We start from the raw sequence: 23,970 nt of genomic DNA, 5'->3' as shown, positions 1-23,970 counted from the left end.
TTTCACGTATTCTGCAAGGAGCTCGCAACATGCCACCGCCCGATGCAGACGGTCGTGCGAGCCGCTCGAAACGACATGCAAAACAAGGAGGAAGACGATGATTCAATTGACCCGCCCGTTGCGTTCGATGGCGCTCGCCGGCGCGCTGCTCGCCTGTGCCGCTCACGCATTTGCGCAGGCCGACAGCCCGGTCGGCATGTGGCAGACGATCGACGACAGCACCGGCAAGCCGAAGGCACTCGTGCAGATTGCAGAGGACTCGGATGGTTCGCTGTCGGGCAAGGTCGTCAAGGGGCTCGGCGCGAACGACACGCCCGATCGCCGCTGTTCTGCATGCACGGATGAGCGCAAGGATCAGCTGATCAAGGGCATGACGATCATCAAGGCGATGAAGAAGGATGGCGACCACTGGGATAGCGGCAACATCCTCGACCCGGAGAACGGCAAGGTCTACAAGTGCAAGATGACGCTCGACGACGCCGGCCAGAAGCTGGTCGTGCGCGGCTATATCGGCGTATCGCTGCTCGGACGCTCGCAAACCTGGGTCCGTCAGCCGTAACGCGGTGCGCGCGACGGCGCGCCCGCCAAAGAAAATCGGCCTGCGACTCAGTCGTCAGGCCGATTTTCTTTTTGGGCAAGCAAAGCGGGTGCGTTCATTGCGGAAGATCATGCGGCCGGCTTTAACGTACCCGACGCACTCGATGCATACGCGCTACGCGCGGTGACATGAGCCGGCATCGCGGCACCACGCGCCTCCGCTGCCTTCGACTGTGTGTGCTTGCGCATCCGCTTCGCGAGCGTATTGCACAGGTTCACGCCCGCATCGCCGTACAACGTGCGCATCACCTGCATCAGCGCGCCCGTCTCGTGCCAGACCTTGAAGCGGCGATGGCAAGTCTGGTACGAAGGATAGCGGCGCGGCATCGCCGACCACGTCGCGCCGCTGTAGATCACCCACAGCACGCCGTTCAGCACGGCGCGCGTGTTGGCAAGCGGCCGGCCGCGCAACTCGGTGCGGGGTTGCATTTCGGGCAGCAGCGGCGCGACGCGGCGCCACTCGTTGTCGGTCAGATCGCGATACGTTGTCATGGACATCTCCAGCCTCAGGAACCATGGCACAACGATATCGGCTCGACCCGACATTGAATATAAGACGTGTCCGAAATTGCAGCGAGATCGCGTTGACTTGACCGGAATTGAAGATTGAATGCGGTCAGTTGACGCGGCGCGCGGTCAAGTGAGCGAAGTATCGACGATACGCCGCGGCGTTTCGAGATACTCCTTCGACTGCATCTCGACGATCCGCGACACCGTCCGCGTGAACTCGTTGGCCATCGGCCCTTCGACGTACAGCTGCTCGGCGGGCACCGCCGCGGACATCAGCAGCTTGACCTTGTGGTCGTACAGCACGTCGATCAGCCACGTGAAGCGGCGCGCCTCGGACGCCATCCGCGGCGACATCTGCGGCACCTCCGACAGCACGATCGCGTGGAAGCGGCTCGCGAGTTCGAGATAGTCGTTCTGCGAGCGCGGCCCGCCGCACAGCGTCGAGAAATCGAACCAGACGACACCGTCGGCCTTGCGCAGCGCCTTCAGCTCGCGCTTCTCGATATGCAGGATCGGGCTCTCGTCCGGCACCGCCGCGAGCTGCGCGAACGCGTGGCGCAGCGCGCGGTCCGCGTCCGCGCCGAGCGGCGTGTGGTACATCTGCACCTGCGCGAGCGTGCGCTGGCGATAGTCGACGCCCGCGTCGACGTTCAGCACGTCGAGCTTCTCCTTGATCAGCGCGATCGCGGGCAGCATCCGGTCGCGATGCAGGCCGTCCGGATACAGGTCGTCCGGATCGTAGTTGGACGTCATCACGAACTGCACGCCATTCATGAACAGGCGGTCGAGCAGCCGGTACAGGATCATCGCGTCGGCGATGTCCGACACGTGGAATTCGTCGAAGCAGATCAGCCGGTAGCGCTTCGCGATGCGTCGCGCGAGCTCGTCGAGCGGATCGGCCTGCCCCTTCAGTTCCTCGAGCTCGCGGTGCACTTCGCGCATGAACTCGTGGAAATGAAGGCGCGTCTTGCGCTGCACGGGCACGACCGCATAGAAGCTGTCCATCAGGAAGCTCTTGCCGCGCCCGACGCCACCCCACATGTAGACGCCGCGCGGCAGGTCCGGATGGATGATGAGTTTCTTGAACGCGTTCGAGCGGCGCGCCTTGTACGCGACCCACTCGTCGTAACAGCGCTGCAGGCGGTCGATGGCCGCGCGCTGCGCGGAGTCGGACTGGTAGCCGCGCGTGGTCAGCTCCCGCGCGTAGTATTCGGTGACGTTCATCATGCAAACCGGAAAAGACGAAGGCGAGCAGGAAACCCCGCCCGCCTTCGTCGTAGGACCGCAGCGCCGGCCGCAAGAACGGGCCGGCGCGTCAATGCGCGCTTAGCTGTTCAGCGAGCGCTTGTCGACGGCGAGTGCCGCTTCGCGCATCACTTCGGACATCGACGGGTGCGGATGGCAGATGCGGGCGATGTCTTCCGACGCCGCCTTGAATTCCATCGCCACCACGGCTTCCGCGATCAGGTCCGACGCGTTCGCGGCGATCACGTGCACGCCGAGCAGCTCGTCGGTCTTCGCGTCCGCGATCATCTTCACGAAGCCGTCCGGCGCGTTCATGCCGAGCGCGCGGCCGTTGATCGAGAACGGGAACTTGCCCGACTTGATCTCGCGGCCTTCCGCCTTCAGCTGCTGCTCCGTCTTGCCGACCCACGCGATTTCCGGGTACGTGTAGATCACCCAAGGAATGCAGTTGTAGTCGATGTGCGGCTTCTGGCCGTCGATCACTTCCGCGACCAGCACGCCTTCGTCTTCCGCCTTGTGCGCGAGCATCGGGCCACGCACCACGTCGCCGATCGCGTACACGTTCGGCACCGCCGTGCGGCAGTGGTCGTCCACGTCGATGAAGCCGCGCTCGTTCGCCGTCAGGCCAATCGCCTCGAGGCCGAGGTTGTCGGTGTTCGGCACGCGGCCGACCGACACGATCAGGCGGTCGGCGTCGAGCGTCTGCGCGTTGCCGTCCTTGTCCGTGTAAGCGATCGACACGCCGTCCGGGGTCGCCTTCACTTCGCCAATCTTCACGCCGAGGTGAATGTCGAGGCCCTGCTTCTTGAACAGCTTCGCGGCTTCCTTCGCGAGCGCTTCGTCGGCTGCGCCGAGGAACGCCGGCAGCGCTTCGAGCACCGTCACTTCGGCGCCGAGGCGGCGCCACACCGAGCCGAGCTCGAGACCGATCACGCCCGCGCCGATCACGGCGAGCTTCTTCGGCACCGTGTCGAACGTCAGCGCGCCTTCGTTATCCGAAACGATCTTGTTGTCGACCGGAATACCCGGCAGGTGACGCGCCTTCGAGCCCGTCGCGATGATCACGTTCTTCGCGGTGACGACTTCGGTTTCACCCTCGCCGCTCACTTCGATCTGCACGCCGGCATCGGTCTTGCCGGCGAACTTGCCGTGACCCTTCAGCCAGGTGATCTTGTTCTTCTTGAACAGGAACTCGATACCGGACGTCATCTTCTCGACGATCGCGTCCTTGCGGCCGAGCATCTTCGCGATGTCGACCTTCACGCCGTCAACCGTGATGCCGTGGTCGGCCAGGTGGTGCGATGCGTTCTCGAACTCTTCCGACGATGCGAGCAGTGCCTTCGACGGGATGCAGCCGACGTTCAGGCAGGTACCGCCGAGCTTCAGCGCGCCGGCCGGGTTCTTCCACTTTTCGATACAGGCAACGGTCTTGCCCAGTTGAGCGGCGCGGATCGCGGCGATGTAGCCGCCGGGGCCGGCGCCGATCACGACGACGTCAAATTCCTTGGACATGGCAATCCTTTCTTCTTGTGCGTGCGCACGGGCGCGCGTGGTCGCGCGCCCGTGCGGAGCGGGTCAATGCAGGGGGCTTGGCTTACAGGTCGAGCAGCAGACGTGCCGGATCCTCGAGCGCGTCCTTCATTGCGACGAGCGACAGCACCGCTTCGCGGCCGTCGATGATCCGGTGGTCGTACGACAGCGCCAGGTAGTTGATCGGACGGATCACGATCTGGCCGTTCTCGACGACTGCGCGATCCTTCGTTGCGTGCACGCCGAGGATTGCCGACTGCGGCGGGTTGATGATCGGGGTCGACAGCATCGAGCCGAACACGCCGCCGTTCGAGATCGAGAACGTACCGCCCGTCATTTCCTCGATCGACAGCTTGCCGTCCTTCGCCTTCTGGCCGAACTCGGCGATCTTCTTCTCGATCTCCGCGAGGCTCAGCTGATCCGCGTTGCGCAGGATCGGCACCACGAGGCCGCGCGGCGAGCCGACGGCGATACCGATGTCGAAGTAGCCGTGATAGACGATGTCGTTACCGTCGATCGACGCGTTCACGAGCGGGAACTTCTTCAGCGCGTGCACGGCGGCCTTCACGAAGAACGACATGAAGCCGAGCTTCACGCCGTGTTCCTTCTCGAACTTGTCCTTGTACTTCGCGCGCAGGTCCATGACCGGCTGCATGTTGACTTCGTTGAACGTCGTCAGGATCGCGTTGGTCTGCTGCGACTCGAGCAGACGCTCGGCGATACGCGCACGCAGACGCGACATCGGCACGCGCTGTTCCGGACGGTCGTTCAGCCAGGTCGTCGCCGACGCCGGCACCTTCACTTCCGGCAGTGCCGGCTTCGCAGCGGCCTTCGCCGGTGCGGCAGCCGGAGCAGCCTTCGGTGCGCTGCCTGCGGCCAGCGCGTCGCCCTTCGTGACGCGGCCGTCGCGGCCCGAGCCTGCGACGTCGCCTGCGGACAGGCCCTTCTCGGCCAGCAGCTTCGACGCGGCCGGCGATGCAGCCGCCGTGCTCGACGCCGTTGCGGCAGCCGCCGGTGCAGCTGCTGCTGCGGGAGCCGCTGCCGGCTTGACTTCGGCTGCGCCTGCCGCTGCTTCGGCCGCACCTGCCTTCGCTTCGGTGTCGATCGTTGCGATCAGCTGGTCGGCAACCACCGTGTCACCGTCGTTCTGCAGCACTTGCGCGAGCACGCCCGCAGCCGGTGCCGGCACTTCGAGCACGACCTTGTCGGTCTCGAGCTCGATCAGGATCTCGTCCTGCGCAACCGCTTCGCCGGGCTTCTTCTTCCACTGCAGCATGGTGGCTTCCGAAACCGACTCCGAAAGCTGGGGGACTTTGACTTCTACGATAGCCATGTGATTTTCCTGGATGCTTAATCTGGGTAATGACGAGCTGGCGACGAGCTGGCGATTCTTCCGGCCGGTGCGGCGCGATACGCGTCCTGCTGGCCAAAAGAGCCGGGAAAGCGCTGTGCGCTTTCCCGCGTCGCTTGACGTCGGTTATTTCGCGATCGATGCGCTCTTCAGGCGGCCGAATGCCCCTTCGATCAGGGCCTTCTGCTGCTCGTAGTGCTTCGCGTAGTAGCCGACCGCCGGCGAGGCCGAAGCCGGACGGCCGCTGTATGCCAGCTTCTGCCCTTCCTTCATGCCTTCCTTCAGGTGGTGCTCGACGTAGAACCAGGGGCCCTGGTTCTGCGGCTCGTCCTGCACCCAGACCACTTCAGTCGCGTTCTCGTACTTCTTCATTTCGGCTTCGAACTGCTTGTGCGCGAACGGATACAGCTGTTCGATACGGATGATCGCGACGTCGTTCGCCTTCGTTTCGCGGCGGTGCGCGACGAGGTCGTAATACACACGGCCCGAGCATGCCAGCACGCGCTTGACCTTCTTCGCGTCGATGCCGCCGTCGGTTTCGCCCAGCACCGGCTGGAACGAACCCTTCGCCAGTTCCGACAGGTCCGACACCGCTTCCTTGTGACGCAGCAGCGACTTCGGCGTTGCGACGATCAGCGGCTTGCGGAACAGACGGATCATCTGACGGCGCAGCAGGTGGAAAATCTGTGCCGGCGTCGTCGGCTGGACCACTTGCATGTTGTGATCCGCGCACAGTTGCAGGAAACGCTCGATACGCGTCGACGAGTGTTCCGGACCCTGGCCTTCATAGCCGTGCGGCAGCAGCATCGTCAGGCCCGACACGCGGCCCCACTTCACTTCGCCCGACGAGATGAACTGGTCGATCACGACCTGCGCACCGTTGACGAAGTCGCCGAACTGCGCTTCCCACAGCACGAGCGTGTTCGGCTCGGCGGTCGAGTAGCCGTATTCGAAGCCCAGCACCGCCTCTTCCGACAGCACCGAGTCGATCACCGTGAACTTCGCCTGGCTCTCGGCGATGTTCTGCAGCGGCACGTACGTGCCATCGTTCCAGCGCTCGCGGTTCTGGTCGTGCAGCACCGCGTGACGGTGCGTGAACGTGCCGCGGCCCGAGTCCTGGCCGGTCAGGCGCACCGAGTAGCCCGACGCGACGAGCGATGCGAACGCAAGGTGTTCGCCCATGCCCCAGTCGAGCGGCTGGTCACCACGCGCCATGTTGCGGCGGTCGTTGATCACGCGCTCGACGAGCGGGTGGACCTTGAAGTTGTCCGGCACGGTCGTGATGCGTTCGCCGAGACGCTTCAGTTCGGCGAGCGGCACGGCCGTATCGGCGGCGTCAGTCCACTTGCGGTTCAGGAACGGAACCCAGTCGACCGCGTACTTGCTCTTGTAGTTCGACAGGACCGGATCGACCGTGTGATGACCGTCGTCCATCGCCTTGCGGTACGCCTTCACGTAACCGTCGATGTCCTCCGCAGCGATCACGCCCTGCTGCACGAGCTTCTCGGCGTACAGCGCACGGGTGCCCGGGTGCTGCGCGATCTTCTTGTACATCAGCGGCTGCGTAACGGCCGGCGTGTCCTGCTCGTTGTGGCCCAGCTTGCGGAAGCAGACGATGTCGATCACGACATCCTTGTGGAACTGCATCCGGTAGTCGATCGCGATCTGCGTCGCGAGGATCACCGCTTCCGGATCGTCGCCGTTCACGTGCAGCACCGGCGCCTCGATCATCTTGACGACGTCGGTACAGTACAGCGTCGAGCGCGCATCGCGCGGGTCGGACGTCGTGAAGCCGATCTGGTTGTTGATGACGATGTGCAGCGTGCCGTGCGTGCCGTAACCGCGCGTCTGCGCGAGGTTCAGCGTTTCCATCACGACGCCCTGGCCTGCGAAGGCCGCGTCGCCGTGGATCTGCACCGGCAGCACCTGCAGGCCGTCTTCGTCGCCGCGACGGTCCATCCGCGCCTTCGCGGAACCTTCGACCACCGGGTTGACGATTTCGAGGTGCGACGGGTTGAACGCGAGCGACAGGTGGACCGGGCCGCCCTGCGTCGACACGTCCGACGAGAAACCCTTGTGGTACTTCACGTCACCGGCCGGCAGGTCGTCGACGTGCTTGCCTTCGAATTCGGCGAACAGGTCCGCCGGCATCTTGCCGAGCGTGTTGACCAGCACGTTCAGACGGCCGCGGTGGGCCATGCCGATCACGATTTCCTGCACGCCCTTCTTGCCTGCGTGCTGGACGACTTCGTCCATCGACGCGATGAAGCTTTCGCCGCCTTCGAGCGAGAAGCGCTTCTGGCCGACGTACTTGGTGTGCAGATAGCGCTCGAGGCCTTCCGCTGCCGTCAGGCGGTTCAGGATGTGCTTCTTCTTGTCAGCCGTGAAATTCGGCGTCGCGCGGGTCGACTCCAGGCGCTCCTGCCACCAGCGCTTCTGCTCCGGATCGCTGATGTACATGAATTCGGCGCCGATCGTGCCGCAGTACGTGTCGCGCAGACCCTTGACGATGTCGCGCAGCGATGCCTGGTCGAAACCGAAATACAGGTTGCTCGCGCTGAACGTCTGGTCGAGGTCGCCCTCGGAGAAGTCGTAGAACGCGGGTTCGAGTTCGGGGATGGCCGGACGTTCGCGACGCTTCAGGGGATCGAGGTTGGCCCATTGCGAACCAAGGAAGCGATATGCGCTGATCAGGGACTGGACGTGGACCTGCTTGCGCGCGGTGGCCAGATTGCTGGTGCTTTCGCGCGGGATGAAGGCATTGGCCTTCGCACGCTCTGCGAACGATTCGACGATCGGGAAATGCGCCACGTCGTTGGCGTTCGAGCCGTCCGCTGCAGGAACGTTCTGCAACGCGTCGAAATACTCACGCCAGTTCTCGGGCACTGACGCCGGATTATCGAGATATGCTTCGTACAATTCTTCTACGTACGAAGCATTGCCGCCGAACAGATAGGAGTTCAGCTGGAACTGCTTCATGACATCTGACATTTTACGCTCACCTTTCTTCGAGCTTCTCGAGAAATAGCGGGTTGCTCAACCTTCCGCGACACGGCCTGACCGTTTAGCGGATTGCGAATCAAGTCTTGCTTGGAAGGACCTAAAACTTGCGTGCGCGCAGCATATCACAGAACCGATACCGGGATTCACGCGGGAAAGCACGATAGCACAAGGCGCGACGGGGATCCGGCCGGATTGAAGCGACCCCGTGAAACATTGTTTTGCACGCATGCTGCTTGCCGGTCGCCGACGTACAAAAAAGGCCGCCCGAAGGCGGCCTTTTCGTGCTGTTTCGTCGTGCCGGAATCGCTCCGGCGCGCAGAACGCGGGTCAGTCGACCGCGCCTTCGCGGCTCGCGCGGCGACGCTCGTGTTCCTTCAGGTGACGCTTGCGCAGGCGGATCGACTGCGGCGTCACCTCGACGAGCTCGTCTTCGTCGATGAATTCGACTGCGTATTCGAGCGACATCTGGATCGGCGGCACGAGACGCACGGCTTCGTCGGTACCCGATGCACGCACGTTGGTCAGTTGCTTGCCCTTGATCGGGTTCACGACGAGGTCGTTGTCGCGGCTGTGGATGCCGATGATCATGCCCTCATAGAGCGCGTCGCCCGGCTTCACGAACATGCGGCCGCGGTCCTGCAGCTTCCACAGCGCGTATGCAACTGCGGCGCCGTCGTCCTGCGAGATCAGCACGCCGTTGCGGCGCTCGCCGACCGAACCGTCCTTGAGCGGTGCGTACGAGTCGAAGATGTGGCTCATCAGGCCCGTGCCGCGCGTGAGCGTCAGGAATTCGCTCTGGAAGCCGATCAGGCCGCGTGCCGGAATCTTGTATTCCAGACGCGTGCGGCCACGGCCGTCCGACGCCATGTCGAGCATTTCGCCCTTGCGGCGGCCGAGTTCTTCCATCACGCCGCCCTGGTGTTCGTCTTCGAGGTCGACCGTCAGCAGTTCGTACGGCTCGTGGCGCACGCCGTCGATTTCCTGCATCACGACGCGCGGACGCGACACGGCCATTTCGTAGCCCTCACGACGCATGTTCTCGACGAGAATCGTCAGGTGCAGTTCGCCGCGGCCCGACACTTCGAACACCGTTTCGTCGCCCGTGTCACGCACGCGCAGCGCGACGTTGTGGTTCAGCTCCTTCATCAGGCGGTCGCGGATCTGGCGGCTCGTCACGAACTTGCCTTCACGGCCCGCGAGCGGCGACGAGTTGACGAGGAAGTTCATCGTCAGCGTCGGCTCGTCGACGGTGATCATCGGCAGCGCTTCCGGCGTATCCACCGCGCAGATCGTTGCGCCGATGCCGACGTCTTCAATACCGTTGATCAGCACGATGTCGCCCGCTTCGGCCGACTCGACCTGCACGCGCTCGAGGCCCTTGAACGACAGCACCTGGTTGATCTTGCGGTTCAGCACGTCGCCTTCCGGGCCGAAGCGCATCACGACCGGCTGGCCCGGCTTGATGCGGCCGCGCGTGATGCGGCCGACGCCGATCCGGCCGACGTACGTCGAATAGTCGAGCGACGTGATCTGCAGCTGCAGCGGCGCATCCGGGTCGGCCGGGCGAACCGGCACGTGCGCGAGGATCGCCTCGAACAGCGGGCGCATGTCGCCGTCGCGTGCGGCCGGGTCGAGCGACGCGTAGCCGTTCAGGCCCGACGCGTAGACGATCGGGAAGTCGAGCTGCTCTTCGGTCGCGCCGAGCTTGTCGAACAGGTCGAAGGTCTGGTTGATGACCCAGTCGATGCGCGCGCCCGGGCGGTCGATCTTGTTGACGACGACGATCGGCTTCAGGCCGAGCGCGAGCGCCTTCTTCGTGACGAAGCGCGTCTGCGGCATCGGGCCCTCGACGGCGTCGACCAGCAGCAGCACCGAGTCGACCATCGACAGCACACGCTCCACTTCGCCGCCGAAGTCGGCGTGCCCCGGGGTGTCGACGATGTTGATGTGCGTGCCTTCGTATTCGACCGCGCAGTTCTTCGCGAGAATCGTGATCCCGCGTTCCTTTTCGATGTCGTTCGAGTCCATCACCCGTTCGGCAATCTGCTGGTTCTCGCGGAAGGTGCCGGACTGGCGGAGCAGTTGGTCGACGAGCGTCGTCTTGCCGTGGTCGACGTGGGCGATGATGGCGATGTTACGAAGGGCGCGGGACATAGAAACCTGAAAATCGATTGAACGCGCAAACGCGCACGGACGTATTTCACGTGCGTGCGCACTGCAGCTTGGGAAGCGACGGATTATAGCACGCACAAATGTCGCCAGCTGACAGAGCGTTGCGCCGCGGCAAGATGGATACGGCCCCGTTCATCGCCAGCAGCGCCGGCTGCCCCGCCGCGCTCGCCGCCACCGCACAACGACCCGCCAGGGACCGCCTAAAGACCCGCTAAAGACCCTCATTCGTCAGGGGTATTGCTCCGCGCCGAGCACGGCCTCTATGGTTCGATTAACATTTGCCGAGGCAAGCAATTGTGCCTATACTGCTGCCTAGTCAACTATTGCAGCTTCAGGGTTTTATGTCGGATCCGTCCTCTTCCAATTCTCAGTCCCTATCGCTTCTGACGTACCAGATGAACGACAGCGTCGGTTATCTGATGTCGCGCGTGAAATCGCTGATGACCAACCTGGTCACGCAGCGCACGCAGGAAGAGCTCGGCATCACCGGCACGCAGGCGAGCATGCTGTTCATGATCGCGGTCGGCAAATGTTCGACGGCCGCGGAGCTCGCGCGCGAATACGCGATCGACGCGAGCGCGGTGACGCGCCTGCTCGACCGCGTCGAGAAGCGCGGCCTGCTGTGCCGCGTGCGCAGCATCGAGGACCGTCGCGTCGTGCGGCTCGAACTCACCGACGAAGGCCGCGCGCTCGCCGAGCAGCTGCCGCCGATCTTCCGCAGCGTGCTCGACCAGTTGCTGGACGGCTTTACGCCGGAAGAAGTCGGCTTCCTGAAGAGCATGCTGCGCCGGATCCTCAGCAACTACTGCGAAGCGGCCGGCAGCAGCAACGCGTAATAGTTGCCATAACAATCAACATCGACAGATTAATGTAAGGAAATCCTTGCAGTGTCCATCATCCATTCCGAGCCAGGGATTCGCGCGATGAAATCCTCCCCGTTGTCCGTGCGTGCCGGGTCGTGCCGGGCTGCCGTCGCTGCCGCGGTCGCCGCGCTGGCGCTGGCGGGCTGCGCGAACTACATCGGCATCAAGAGCGACAAGCAGATCGCGCCCGCGTCGCAATTCGACACCGCCCAGAGCCTGCCGGCCGAAGGCGGCAAGTGGCCGTCGCTCGACTGGGCCGCCCAGTTCGGCGATCCGCAGTTGCCGAAGCTGATCGACGAGGCGCTCGCCGACAATCCGTCGATCGCGCAGGCGCAGGCGCGAATCGCGAAGGCGTCGTCGTATATCGAGTCGTCGCGCTCGAACCTGCTGCCGAAGGCCGAAGCGAGCTACTCGTGGACGCGCGAGCTGTATTCGGGCAACGCGCTCTTCCCGCCTCCGTACGGCGGCGCGTGGTACAGCGAGAACAACGCGCTCGCGAGCGCGTCGTGGGATCTCGACCTGTGGGGCAAGAACCGCGAGCGCCTGCATACTGCCGTGTCGCAGGAAAAGGCCGCCGAGGCCGACCTGCAGCAGGCGCGCGTCACGCTCGCGTCGTCGATCGCGCGCACCTACAACTCGCTCGCGCAACTGTATGCACTGCGTGATATCGCGCAGCGCGAGATCGTCAACCGCCAGACCGTCGGCAAGATCACCGACGGCCGCGTGACGGCCGGCCTCGACACGAACGTCGAACGCCAGACCGCGCGCGGCAACGTCGCGACGACCCAGGCGTCGCTGTCCGACCTCGAAGGCCAGATCACGACGGTCCGCTATCAGCTCGCCGCGCTGCTCGGCAAGGGGCCGGACCGCGGGCTGAAGATCGCGGCGCCGGTGCTGAATCCGGGCGGCGCCGTCACGCTGCCCGACAACCTGCCGGTCGACCTCGTGTCGCGCCGCCCCGACATCGTCGCGGCGCGCTGGCAGGTCGAAGCCGCGATGCACGACGTGAAGGAAGCCAAGGCCGAGTTCTACCCCGACGTGAACCTCGCGGCAGGCTTCGGCTTCGATGCGTTCGGCTGGGGCAAATTCCTGAACTTCGCGAGCCGCCAGGCACAGTTCGGCCCCGCGGTCCACCTGCCGATCTTCGACGCCGGCGCGCTGCGCGCGCAGCTCAAGGGCCGCTATGCAGACTTCGACCTGACGGTCGCGAACTACAACCAGACGCTGATCGGCGCGATGAACGACGTCGCGACGCAGGTCGCGTCGATCCGCACGATCGACAGGCAGATGGACGACGCGCAACGCGCGCTCGACGCATCGACGCGCGCCTACGACCTGGCCGTGATCCGCTACAAGGCCGGCCTGTCGCCGCAACTGCAGGTGCTGAATGCGGACAGCAACCGCCTCGCATCGGAGCAGACCGTGACCAACCTGAAGATGCGGCGGCGCGACATGCAGTTCGCGCTGATCAAGGCGCTCGGCGGCGGCTTCGACGCCACCGGCAGCCGCCTCGCCGCACCCGATGCCGATCGCGCCGCGCAGGCGAAGCCCGCTCAGGAGGCCGATAAGCAGGCCGCGCAGCAGGCCGCGAACTGAATCGGCACGACCACTACGCAGACACTCGAAATAATCGGACGGAGAACCTCGCCATGAGCGACCCCCAACAAAACGCCGCCAGCGCCCAGGCGCAGAGCAACGGCAAGCGCAAACGGATGATGACGCTGCTCGTCGCGGTCATCGTGATCGCGGCTATCGCGTACGGGCTGTACTACTTCCTCGTCGCGCGCTTCCACGAGAGCACCGACGATGCGTACGTGAACGGCAACGTCGTGCAGATCACGCCGCAAGTGACGGGCACCGTGATCGCGGTGAAGGCCGACGACACGCAGACCGTGAAGGCAGGCGATCCGCTGGTCGTGCTCGATCCGGCCGACTCGCAGGTCTCGCTGCAGCAGGCCGAGGCGAACCTCGCGCAGACGGTGCGCCAGGTGCGCGGCCTGTTCGTCAACGACGACCAGTACCGCGCGCAGGTCGCGCTGCGCCAGTCGGACCTGTCGAAGGCCGACGACGATCTGCACCGCCGCGTCGCGGTCGCGCAGACGGGCGCCGTGTCGCAGGAAGAAATCTCGCACGCCCGTGACGCGGTGCGCGCCGCGCAGGCGTCGCTCGACGCCGCGCAACAGCAGCTCGCGTCGAACCGCGCGCTGACCGCGAACACGACGATCGCATCGCATCCGAACGTGCTCGCCGCGGCCGCGAAGGTCCGCGACGCGTATCTCGCGAACGCGCGCAACACGCTGCCCGCGCCGGTCACCGGCTACGTCGCGAAACGCTCGGTGCAGGTCGGCCAGCGCGTGTCGCCGGGCACGCCGCTGATGTCGGTCGTGCCGCTGAACGCCGTGTGGATCGACGCGAACTTCAAGGAAGTCCAGCTGAAGCACATGCGCATCGGCCAGCCGGTCGAGCTGACGGCCGACATCTACGGCTCGTCGGTCGTCTATCACGGCAAGGTCGTCGGCTTCTCGGCCGGTACCGGCTCGGCGTTCTCGCTGCTGCCCGCGCAGAACGCGACCGGCAACTGGATCAAGGTCGTGCAGCGCCTGCCGGTGCGTGTCGAGATCGATCCGCAGGATCTCGAAAAGCATCCGCTCCGTATCGGCCTGTCGATGCAGGTCGACGTCAACATCAAGGACGAGAGCGGCAACCAGCTCGGCAACGTACAGAACACGGTCTACCAGACCGACGTGTTCGCGAAGTACGGTGACGAAGCCAACGCCGAAATCGCCCGCATCGTCGCGGAGAACGCGGGCGGCAACGCGTCGGCAGCGGCGCCGGCCCCGGCGAAGCAGAACAGCATCGCGAAGATGATGTAACCCGTTCCGATCCCGAAAAACCACCGACATGGCCCAGCCTCCTGTCTCTCACCCGCCCTTGCAGGGCGGGCAGCTCGTGATCGGCACGATCGCGGTGTCGCTCGCCGTGTTCATGAACGTGCTCGACACGTCGATCGCGAACGTCGCGATCCCGACGATCTCGGGCGATCTCGGCGTATCGGCCGACCAGGGCACGTGGGTCATCACGTCGTTCGCGGTCGCGAACGCGATCTCCGTGCCGCTGACGGGCTGGCTCACCGATCGCTTCGGGCAGGTTCGCCTGTTCCTCGCGTCGATCATCCTGTTCGTGATTTCGTCGTGGATGTGCGGGCTCTCGCCCAACCTGCCGTTCCTGCTCGCATCGCGCGTGCTGCAAGGCGCGGTTGCCGGCCCGATGATTCCGTTGTCGCAAGCGCTGCTGCTTTCGAGCTATCCGCGCGCGAAGGCGCCGATGGCGCTCGCGCTGTGGGCGATGACGACGCTGATCGCGCCCGTGGCCGGCCCGATCCTCGGCGGCTGGATCTCGGACAACTACTCGTGGCCATGGATCTTCTACGTCAACATCCCGGTCGGCATCGCCGCCGCGGCCGCGACGTGGATGATCTACCGCCGGCGCGAGTCGGCGGTGCGCCGCGCGCCGATCGACGGCGTCGGCCTCGCGCTGCTGGTCGTCTGGGTCGGCTCGCTGCAGATCATGCTCGACAAGGGCAAGGATCTCGACTGGTTCGCGTCGACGACCATCATCGTGCTCGCGCTGACCGCCGTCATCGCGTTCGCGTTCTTCGTCATCTGGGAACTGACCGCCGAGCACCCGGTCGTCGACCTGTCGCTGTTCCGCATGCGGAACTTCACCGGCGGGACGGTCGCGCTGTCGATCGGGTACGGCCTGTACTTCGGCAACCTCGTGCTGTTGCCGCTGTGGCTGCAGACGCAGATCGGCTACACCGCGACCGACGCCGGTCTCGTGATGGCGCCTGTCGGGCTGTTCGCGATCCTGCTGTCGCCGCTCACCGGGAAGTATTTGCCGCGCACCGATCCGCGCTATATCTCGACAGCGTCGTTCCTGATCTTTGCGCTGTGCTTCTGGATGCGCTCCCGTTACACGACGGGCGTCGACGAATGGTCGCTGACGCTGCCGACGCTCGTGCAGGGCATCGCGATGGCCGGCTTCTTCATTCCGCTCGTGTCGATCACGCTGTCCGGCCTGCCCGGCCACCGCATTCCTGCGGCGTCGGGCCTGTCGAACTTCGTGCGGATCATGTGCGGCGGCATCGGCACGTCGATCTTCCAGACCGCGTGGGATCACCGGAACAACTTCCACCACGCGCAACTGGTCGAGCAGGCGAACGCGTACAACCCGACGTTCAACCAGGCCGTCACGCAGATGGGCAATCTCGGCCTGACCCAGCAGCAGGCGCACGGCCTGATCAACAACATGGCGACGCAGCAGGCCGCGCAGCTCGGCGTGAACGACCTGTTCTACATCTCGGCCGCGATCTTCGTGCTGCTGATCGCGCTGATCTGGATCACGAAACCCGAGCGTGCGGGTGGCGGCGATGCGGGCGCGGCGGCATCGGCAGCTCACTGAACGCGGCGCCGGTCGGCGCAAAAGCAAAGGCCCGGTCGACAAGTCGACCGGGCCTTTTTTGTGCTGCCTTGTGCGGGATTATGCTGGCGTATGCCGCCCTTTACTACCTTTTGCTGCCAACGACGCGCACACGTCGCGTTGCGTCACGCCGCCGTGACGACGAGCCGCTCCGGCGCGAGCACACCGTTCGCCGCACGGGCAACGCCGAGCAGCCGCGTTGCATCGTAGACGCGCACGCGCTCGCCTTCGCCCGCGTCGATGTGCGCGAGTTCCGACAGCTTCAGGCGCTGGCCATGCAGGAAGCGCTTCGCGCACGCGTCGTCGAGACGGACCATTGGAAACGTCGACAGCAGCGCATCGACCGGCTGCAGCCACGCATCGCGCGCGGATTCGTCGGCGTCGGACAACGCGTCGAGCGTCACTGCGTGGTCGAGCGTCAACGTGCCGACACCCGTGCGACGCAGCATCGTCAGGTGCGCGCCGCAACCGAGCGCCTCGCCGATGTCTTCGGCCAGCGTACGCACGTACGTGCCCTTGCTGCAGGTCACGCGAAACGTCACGTCGGGCAGCTCGCATGCGAGCAGGTCGAGCGCATGGATCGTCACGTTGCGGCCTTCGCGCTCGACCGTCTGGCCCGCACGGGCATATTCGTAGAGCGGCTTACCGTCGCGCTTGAGCGCCGAATACATCGGCGGCACCTGCACGATCTCGCCGGTAAAACGCACGAGCGCCGCTTCCACGGCTGCCCGGTCGCATTCGACAGGGCGCGTGTCGAGCACCTCGCCTTCCGCATCCCCGGTCGCCGTGCGCACGCCGAGGCGCATCGTCGCTTCGTAGGTCTTGTCCGCTTCGAGCAGATCCTGCGAGAACTTCGTCGCCTCGCCGAAGCACAGCGGCAGCAGGCCCGAAGCCAGCGGGTCGAGCGTGCCGGTATGGCCGGCTTTCTTCGCGAGAAGCAGGCGCTTTGCACGAATCAGCGCATCGTTGCTCGACAGGCCAACCGGCTTGTCGAGCAGGAGGACGCCGTCCAGCGCGCGCCGGGGCACGCGCGGACGTTGAGGGGCTACTGTCGTCATAGGCCAGGCGAGCTCAGTCTTCCTTGGCGGGCGCGCCGGTCTCGTCGTCGTCCAGCGCACGCGTCGAGTTCGCTTCCTTGATCAGGCGCGACATCTCGACGGCCTTCTCGATCGTCTGGTCGTAATGGAAGTGCAGCGTCGGCACCGTATGGATGTGCAGGCGCTTGAACAGCAGGTTGTGCAGATGGCCCGACGCGTGGTTCAGCGCGTCCTGCGTCGAGACGGGGTCCCCGGTGAGCGCCGTGAAGTACACCTTCGCGTGCGCGTAGTCGGGCGTGAGTTCCACGCTCTGGATGGTCACGATACCGATGCGCGGGTCCTTGACCTCGCGCATGATGAGTTCGGACAGATCGCGCTGAATCTGGTCGGCGATCTGGACATTGCGATTGGGAGAAGTACGTTTCCTGGACATGATCGATCCCTGATCCGTTAATCAGGATAAAGCGGCGGCCATTGGCGCCACCATGAAAATGGGCGGGACAGGCCCTCGCCTGCCCCGCCCATGAGCCGATGCGCGATGCTTACAGCGTACGCGCGACTTCGGTCACTTCGAAGACTTCGAACTGGTCGCCTTCGATGACGTCGTTGAAATTCTTCACCGACATACCGCACTCGAAGCCTTGCTTGACTTCCTTCACGTCGTCCTTGAAGCGCTTCAGCGATTCGAGTTCGCCCGTGAAGATCACGACGTTGTTGCGCAGCACGCGCACCGACGACGAGCGCTTGACGATACCGTCCGTGACCATACAGCCTGCGACCGTGCCGACCTTCGGCACCTTGAACACCTGGCGCACCTCGACCATACCGGTGATGACTTCGCGCTTCTCCGGTGCCAGCATGCCCGACATCGCAGCCTTCACCTCATCCACTGCGTCATAGATGATGTTGTAGTAGCGGATGTCGACGCCGTTCGCTTCCGCGAGCTTGCGCGCCTGCGCATCTGCACGCGTGTTGAAGCCGATGATGACCGCCTTCGACGCCGTTGCGAGGTTGACGTCGCTTTCGCTGATGCCACCCACCGCACTGTGCACGATCTGCACGCGCACTTCGCTGGTCGACAGCTTGAGCAGCGACTGCACGAGCGCTTCCTGCGAACCCTGCACGTCGGCCTTGATGATGAGCGGCAGGTTCTGCACTTCGCCTTCGCCCATCTGCTCGAGCATGCTTTCCAGCTTCGCGGCCTGCTGCTTCGCGAGCTTCACGTCGCGGAACTTGCCCTGACGGAACAGGGCGATTTCACGCGCCTTGCGCTCGTCCGGCAGCACGATCACTTCCTCGCCTGCGCCCGGCACTTCGGACAGACCCTGGATCTCGACCGGGATCGACGGACCGGCTTCCTTCGTCGGCTTGCCGTTCTCGTCGAGCATCGCACGCACGCGGCCATAGGCCGTGCCTGCGAGCACGATGTCGCCACGGTTCAGCGTACCGGACTGCACCAGCATCGTCGCGACCGGGCCCTTGCCCTTGTCGAGCTTCGCTTCGATCACGATACCCTTCGCCGCCGCTTCGACCGGCGCCTTCAGCTCCAGCACTTCGGCTTGCAGCAGCACGTTCTCGAGCAGGTCGTCGATGCCGGCACCCGTCTTCGCCGAGACCGGCACGAACGGCGATTCGCCACCGTATTCTTCCGGCACGACGCCTTCCGCGACCAGTTCCTGCTTCACGCGGTCCGGGTTCGCGTCCGGCTTGTCGATCTTGTTGATCGCGACGACGATCGGCACACCGCCCGCCTTCGCGTGCGAGATGGCTTCCTTCGTCTGCGGCATCACGCCGTCGTCGGCTGCCACCACCAGCACGACGATGTCGGTCGCCTTCGCGCCGCGTGCACGCATTGCCGTGAACGCCTCGTGACCGGGGGTATCCAGGAACGTGACGACGCCGCGCGGCGTTTCGACGTGGTAAGCGCCGATGTGCTGCGTAATGCCGCCCGCTTCACCGGCCGCAACCTTCGCGCGGCGGATGTAGTCGAGCAGCGAGGTCTTGCCGTGGTCGACGTGACCCATCACGGTGACGACCGGCGGACGCGGCAGCTGCTCTGCATCGGTGCCGGTTTCGCCCTCGACCAGCAGCGCTTCCGGATCGTCCAGCTTCGCGGCAACCGCGCGGTGGCCCAGTTCCTCGACGACGATCATCGCGGTTTCCTGGTCCAGCACCTGGTTGATCGTGACCATCTGGCCCATCTTCATCATCACCTTGATGACTTCGGATGCCTTGATAGCCATCTTGTGCGACAGGTCGGCCACCGAAATGGTTTCCGGCACGTGCACTTCACGGACGATCGGCTCGGTCGGCGCCTGGAACGACGATGCGCTGTCCTGGTGACGGCCACGGCCCTTCGGGCCGCCGCGCCAGCCGCGGTCGACGCCGCCGCTCGAATCGCCACGCGTCTTGATGCCGCGACGCTTTGCGGCGTCGTCCTGCCAGCCGCCCTTGCCGGCGCCCGGCTTCTTGTTGCGGTCGCCCGCGCCAGCCGGCGCCTGCGTCGTCGCCGGTGCCGCGCCCGCCGGCTTCTTCACGGCCGGACGCGCCTGTGCGCCTTCCGGCTTCGCCGGCTTGTGCAACGTGCCCTTCGCTTCGGCCGGCTTCGGCGGTTCCACCGGCTTCGGCGGCTCGACTGCCTTGACCACGGCCTTGCGCGGCGTGTTCATCATCTCGCGGATCGCGCGCGCTTCGGCCTCGGCGGCCGCACGGCGCTTGCTGATCTCTGCCTGCTCGGCGCGCGCCTTGTCCGCCGCTTCGCGGGCGGCGTCCTCGGCCTTCTTCGCCGCTTCGCGCTGCGCTGCACGCTCGGCAGCCGCGCGCGCTTCGTCCTGCGCGGACTGCGCACGCACCGATTCCTGCTCGGCCGCGGCGGCTTGCTGGGCTGCAGCCTGCTGCGCAGCTGCGGCCTCGGCCGCTGCGCGCTTCGCCACCGCCTCTTCCTCGGCGCGACGACGTTCCGCTTCGGCCGCTTCCTCGCGGGCGCGGCGTTCCGCTTCCTCGCGCTCGAGGCGCTCCTGGCGCTCGAGCAGTTCCTGAGCCTGCTTCTCGAGCAGCTCGGCCTCGCGGCGTGCCTCTTCCTCGCGACGCTTCAGTTCCTCGTCGTCACCTGCTTCGGCGGCCGGTGCCTGACCTTGCTCCGCGGCATCGCTCACGTCGTCACGCTTGACGAACGTGCGCTTCTTGCGCACCTCGACCTGAATGGTGCGAGCCTTGCCCGTCGCGTCGGACTGCTTGATCTCCGACGTATGCTTGCGGGTCAGCGTGATCTTGCGCTTGTCGCCATCGGACGCACCGTGCGACTTGCGCAGATGATCGAGCAGACGCGCCTTGTCCGCCTCGGACAGCGCATCGTCTTCACTCGCTTTCTGGACGCCCGCTGCCTGCAGCTGTTCGAGCAGCACACCAGCAGGCATTTTCAGTTCCGCGGCAAATTGGGCTACGTTGTTACTCGCCATTCATTCCTCTTAGTGCAAGGACCGATTCCTTGCGGTTAGCATCGGGTCAGGCCATACGGCCGCCATCAAATCAGTGCGCCATGGTCATTTCTCACTGGAACCAATGTTCACGTGCTTTCATGATCAACGCCTTAGCGGCATCCTCTTCCATCCCGGTCATGTCGACCAATTCATCTACTGCCAGCTCGGCGACATCGTCGCGCGTCTGCATGCCGTGTTCGGCCAGCTTCGCGAGCAACTCCGGCGTGATGCCGTCGAGGCTCTTCAAATCCAGAGCGGCGTTTTCGACCTTTTCTTCGTTCGCGATCGCCATCGTCAGCAGCGCATCGCGTGCGCGGTTGCGCAGCTCGTGCACGGTATCCTCGTCGAACGCCTCGATCTCGAGCATTTCGTTGAGCGGCACGTAAGCGATCTCTTCGAGGCTCGTGAAGCCTTCGTCGATCAGGATGTCGGCAACTTCTTCGTCGACGTCGAGACGCGCCATGAACAGTGCACGCAGCCTGTCGCGTTCTTCGCCCTGCTTCAGGGCGGACTCGTCCGGCGTCATGATGTTGATCTGCCAGCCGGTCAGTTCGCCGGCAAGGCGCACGTTCTGACCGCTGCGGCCGATCGCGACAGCGAGTTCGTTTTCGTCGACGACGACGTCCATCGAATGCTTTTCTTCATCGACGACGATCGACTGGACGGCTGCCGGCGCGAGCGCGCCGATCACGAATTGGGCGGGATCCTCGGACCATAGCACGATGTCGATATTTTCGCCACCAAGCTCATTACGCACCGCCTGCACGCGCGAGCCGCGAATGCCGACACAGGTGCCGATCGGATCGATCCGCTTGTCGTATGCGATGACGCCGATCTTCGCACGCACGCCCGGATCGCGCGCTGCCGCCTTGATCTCGAGCAGGCCCTGCTCGATCTCCGGCACTTCCATCTCGAACAGCTTCATCAGGAATTCCGGCGCGGTGCGCGACAGCTCGATCTGCGGGCCGCGCGCGGTGCGGTCGACCTTCGCGATGTACGCGCGCACGCGGTCGCCCACGCGCAGGTTTTCCTTCGGGATCAGCTGGTCGCGGCGCAGCAGCGCCTCGACACGGCCCGATTCGACGATGAAGTTGCCCTTGTCGAGGCGCTTCACCGTGCCGGTCATGATCTTTTCGCCGCGCTCGAGGTAGTCGTTCAGGATCTGCTCGCGCTCCGCGTCGCGTACCTTCTGCAGGATCACCTGCTTGGCAGCCTGCGCGCCGATGCGGCCGAACTCGATCGACGGCACCGACTCCTCGATGTAGTCGCCGACTTCGACGTCGCCCTTCTGCTCACGCGCCTCGAACAGCAGGATCTCGCGATCCGGCTCCTGCAGGCCCGCTTCGTCGGGTACGACGAGCCAGCGACGGAAGGTTTCGTGCTCGCCGCTTTCGCGATCGATATGGACGCGGATCTCGGCGCCTTCGTCGAACAGCTTCTTGGAAGCCGATGCGAGTGCCGCCTCGAGGGCACCCAGCACGACATCCTTGTCGACGTTTTTCTCGCGCGCCAGCGCATCCACCAGCATCAACACTTCGCGACTCATTATTTGCGGCTCCTAAAGTCAACTCGCGGAATCAGGCGGGCTTTGTCGATGTCGGCCAGCGTGAAATCCAGCATGGCTGCCTCGCCCTTATTCCTCTCAAATTCCAAACCGATCGTTTCGCCATTCGGCGCGTGCAGAATGCCGCGATAGGTCTTGCGCCCATCCAGCGGCTTTTTCAAGGTCACGGAGACTTCGCATCCGGCGAAGCGCTCGAAGTCGGCCAGCTTCTTCAACGGGCGGTCGAGCCCCGGGGACGAGACTTCGAGCCGTTCGTAATCGATGTTTTCGACCGTCAAGACGTGCTGGAGCTGACGCGTGACCTTTTCGCAATCTTCGAGCGAGATGCCGGCAGGCTGATCGATGTAGATGCAAAGCATGCCGCGCCCGGTGCGCTCGAGATCCACCAACTCGTAGCCGAGCCCGGTGACCGTGGTTTCTATCAGTTCCGTCAGTTGCACTGTGTCCTCTCAGGTGTTCGCGCCCGCCGCTCGCGAATTCACCCGCGGGCGCGCGCCTTAGCCGGCGCAGGAAGCGCTACCCGAGATGCCTAACCGTTTCAGCAAAAAAAAATGGGCGGAACGCCCATCTTCTTACCGGTGGTCGCACCTGAGCCGCACAACAAATCCGTACGCCCAGCGACTTCGCGATTATAGCGATTTTTGGTGCAAACGCCAAGCGTCAGCCGCCAAAACCGGCGAATCATGCCGATTTTGCCGGCTGACGCGCGGCAGGTTGCGCCGCGCCCGACCGTTCAGCGGCCGCGCGAACGATTGCGCTGCGGACGCTGACCGCCGCGCGCACCGCCTGCCCCGCCCGCACCACCATTACCGGCGCCTTCCGCGCGGTTGCCGTTCGGGTTGCGGTTGCCGCCACTCTTGCCGGCGCTGCTGCCGCCACGCTTGCCGCCCGTGCCATACGACGCACGGTTGCCGTCGACGTCGCGCCCGCCGGCACGGTTGCCGGCGCGGTTGCCGCCAAAACCGGCCGACATGCCCGGCATGCCGCCGTAACCGCTCGGACCGGCGAAGCCGCCGCCCGCCGCACCGCGGCGCGGGCCGCGCCGCGGCTGGTCGAGCTGGCCGTGCGTCGTCAGCACCGGCTCGCGGTTGATGAAACCCATCGACGTCTCCATCGGGTCCGGCTGGCGGCGCTCCGCCTGGCTGCCACCGCGCTTGCCCTTCTCTTCCGACGGCGCCTTCAGGCCGACGGTCGCCAGCAGCTTGCGCACCTGCGCCTCGTCGAGCTCCTCCCAGCGGCCGCGCTTCAGGCCGCGCGGCAGCGGGATCGAGCCGTGGCGCGTACGGATCAGGCGGCTCACCATCAGGCCGGCCGCTTCGAACATCCGGCGCACTTCGCGGTTGCGGCCTTCGGCCAGCGCGACGTGATACCAGTGATTCGTGCCTTCGCCGCCGCCGTCGCGGATGCGCAGGAAGTTCGCCGGGCCGTCATCGAGCTCGACGCCATGCAGCAGCTTCTGCCGCATCCCCTCGGACAGCTCGCCGACCACCCGCACCGCGTACTCGCGCTCGACGCTGTAGCGCGGATGCATGAAGCGGTTCGCGAGGTCGCCCGACGTCGTCAGCATCAGCAGGCCTTCGGTATTGAAGTCGAGGCGACCGACCGCGAGCCATTTCGCCGTCTTCATCGGCGGCAGGCGATCGAACACCGACGGACGGCCTTCCGGATCCGCGTGGCTGACGATCTCGCCGGTCGGCTTGTGGTACAGCAGCACGCGCGGCGGCTTGTTCGGCAGCTTGCGCTTGACCGGCTTGCCGTTGATCCGCACCTGGTCGGTCGGCATGATGCGCTGGCCGATGTGCGCCGGCTCGCCGTTCACCGACACGCGGCCGGCGACGATCAGCTCTTCCATTTCACGGCGCGAGCCCATTCCGGCTTCGGCCAGCACCTTGTGCAGCTTCGGTGCATCGTCGTCCGGCGACAGCACGCGCTTGTTGGCCGGCTGGCTACGGCCGCGGCGCAGCATCGGCGCGCGCACCCCGCTGCCCGCAGCGGAATTGTCAGCGTCGAACGCCGGCGACGTCACGTAGGCGAACAGGTCGTCCTGGGGCGCCTCGCTGGCCGCGGCACTGGCGGCACTGGTGGCCGCGCCACCGCGCTTGCCCTGACCGCCCTGCGCACCCTGGCGCGGTGCGCCTTC

General features: G+C 65.1%; 17 protein-coding genes and 1 pseudogene. 6 read left to right on the top strand and 12 right to left on the bottom strand.

Annotation, left to right across the window (positions count from 1 at the left end; translation table 11 throughout):
- The first annotated feature begins 97 nt into the window (after positions 1-97).
- On the top strand, positions 98-559 hold the full coding sequence (locus G3N94_RS24610) for a DUF2147 domain-containing protein (RefSeq protein WP_205795162.1): 462 nt from the start codon (positions 98-100) through the stop codon (positions 557-559).
- A gap of 107 nt (positions 560-666) precedes the next feature.
- Here G3N94_RS24610 and G3N94_RS24605 read toward each other — a convergent pair whose 3' ends face one another.
- The 6 genes from G3N94_RS24605 to typA form a co-directional block, all read right to left on the bottom strand.
- On the bottom strand, positions 667-1,089 hold the full coding sequence (locus G3N94_RS24605; RefSeq protein ID WP_205795161.1) for a transposase: 423 nt from the start codon (positions 1,087-1,089) through the stop codon (positions 667-669).
- Between the two features lie 144 nt (positions 1,090-1,233).
- Positions 1,234-2,331: a cell division protein ZapE gene (gene zapE / locus G3N94_RS24600; RefSeq protein WP_124601540.1), complete on the bottom strand. Its 1,098-nt coding sequence runs from the start codon at positions 2,329-2,331 to the stop codon at positions 1,234-1,236.
- A gap of 102 nt (positions 2,332-2,433) precedes the next feature.
- Complete coding sequence (lpdA, locus tag G3N94_RS24595; protein ID WP_205795160.1) at positions 2,434-3,864, bottom strand: dihydrolipoyl dehydrogenase; 1,431 nt, start codon at positions 3,862-3,864, stop codon at positions 2,434-2,436.
- An 82-nt stretch (positions 3,865-3,946) separates the two neighbouring features.
- Complete coding sequence (gene odhB / locus G3N94_RS24590) at positions 3,947-5,215, bottom strand: 2-oxoglutarate dehydrogenase complex dihydrolipoyllysine-residue succinyltransferase (protein ID WP_205795159.1); 1,269 nt, start codon at positions 5,213-5,215, stop codon at positions 3,947-3,949.
- 144 nt (positions 5,216-5,359) lie between these two features.
- The gene (locus tag G3N94_RS24585; RefSeq protein ID WP_205795158.1) at positions 5,360-8,224 is read right to left on the bottom strand and encodes a 2-oxoglutarate dehydrogenase E1 component; all 2,865 of its coding nucleotides are present in this window, start codon (positions 8,222-8,224) and stop codon (positions 5,360-5,362) included.
- Positions 8,225-8,563: 339 nt separating this feature from the next.
- Positions 8,564-10,360, bottom strand: a complete 1,797-nt coding sequence (gene typA / locus G3N94_RS24580) for a translational GTPase TypA (protein WP_346778728.1) — start codon at positions 10,358-10,360, stop codon at positions 8,564-8,566.
- Here typA and G3N94_RS43255 point away from each other — a divergent pair.
- The 5 genes and pseudogenes from G3N94_RS43255 to G3N94_RS24560 form a co-directional block, all read left to right on the top strand.
- Positions 10,343-10,408, top strand: a pseudogene (locus G3N94_RS43255) (pyridoxal-dependent decarboxylase); the annotation flags it as partial. The gene typA and the pseudogene G3N94_RS43255 overlap by 18 nt on opposite strands.
- A 341-nt stretch (positions 10,409-10,749) precedes the next feature.
- Positions 10,750-11,244: a MarR family transcriptional regulator gene (locus G3N94_RS24575; RefSeq protein WP_205795156.1), complete on the top strand. Its 495-nt coding sequence runs from the start codon at positions 10,750-10,752 to the stop codon at positions 11,242-11,244.
- 87 nt (positions 11,245-11,331) lie between these two features.
- Positions 11,332-12,867 carry an efflux transporter outer membrane subunit gene (locus G3N94_RS24570; protein WP_205795155.1) on the top strand — a complete coding sequence of 512 codons (1,536 nt, stop codon included), beginning with the start codon at positions 11,332-11,334 and terminating at the stop codon, positions 12,865-12,867.
- Between the two features lie 53 nt (positions 12,868-12,920).
- Positions 12,921-14,144 carry an efflux RND transporter periplasmic adaptor subunit gene (locus tag G3N94_RS24565; RefSeq protein ID WP_205795154.1) on the top strand — a complete coding sequence of 408 codons (1,224 nt, stop codon included), beginning with the start codon at positions 12,921-12,923 and terminating at the stop codon, positions 14,142-14,144.
- Between the two features lie 28 nt (positions 14,145-14,172).
- Positions 14,173-15,732, top strand: coding sequence for a DHA2 family efflux MFS transporter permease subunit (locus G3N94_RS24560; protein ID WP_205795153.1), 1,560 nt, complete (start codon positions 14,173-14,175; stop codon positions 15,730-15,732).
- A 143-nt stretch (positions 15,733-15,875) separates the two neighbouring features.
- On the opposite strand, the gene truB is transcribed toward G3N94_RS24560, so the two are convergent.
- The 6 genes from truB to rluB all read right to left on the bottom strand — a co-directional run.
- On the bottom strand, positions 15,876-16,808 hold the full coding sequence (gene truB, locus G3N94_RS24555; protein WP_205795152.1) for a tRNA pseudouridine(55) synthase TruB: 933 nt from the start codon (positions 16,806-16,808) through the stop codon (positions 15,876-15,878).
- Positions 16,809-16,821: 13 nt separating this feature from the next.
- On the bottom strand, positions 16,822-17,220 hold the full coding sequence (gene rbfA / locus G3N94_RS24550) for a 30S ribosome-binding factor RbfA (protein WP_205795151.1): 399 nt from the start codon (positions 17,218-17,220) through the stop codon (positions 16,822-16,824).
- A 109-nt stretch (positions 17,221-17,329) separates the two neighbouring features.
- Positions 17,330-20,245, bottom strand: coding sequence for a translation initiation factor IF-2 (gene infB, locus G3N94_RS24545; RefSeq protein ID WP_205795150.1), 2,916 nt, complete (start codon positions 20,243-20,245; stop codon positions 17,330-17,332).
- Positions 20,246-20,336: 91 nt separating this feature from the next.
- Positions 20,337-21,812: a transcription termination factor NusA gene (gene nusA, locus G3N94_RS24540; protein ID WP_205795149.1), complete on the bottom strand. Its 1,476-nt coding sequence runs from the start codon at positions 21,810-21,812 to the stop codon at positions 20,337-20,339.
- Complete coding sequence (rimP, locus tag G3N94_RS24535) at positions 21,812-22,270, bottom strand: ribosome maturation factor RimP (RefSeq protein ID WP_205795148.1); 459 nt, start codon at positions 22,268-22,270, stop codon at positions 21,812-21,814. The genes nusA and rimP overlap by 1 nt, the downstream gene beginning before the upstream one ends.
- 293 nt (positions 22,271-22,563) lie before the next feature.
- A partial coding sequence (rluB, locus tag G3N94_RS24530; protein WP_205795147.1) for a 23S rRNA pseudouridine(2605) synthase RluB occupies positions 22,564-23,970 on the bottom strand: 1,407 nt, incomplete at its 5' end.

Source organism: Burkholderia sp. Ac-20353 (genome assembly GCF_017104785.1).
GTDB lineage: Bacteria > Pseudomonadota > Gammaproteobacteria > Burkholderiales > Burkholderiaceae > Burkholderia.
Note: the sequence above shows the minus strand (reverse complement) of the source record. Positions and strands in the feature narration are given on the sequence as shown.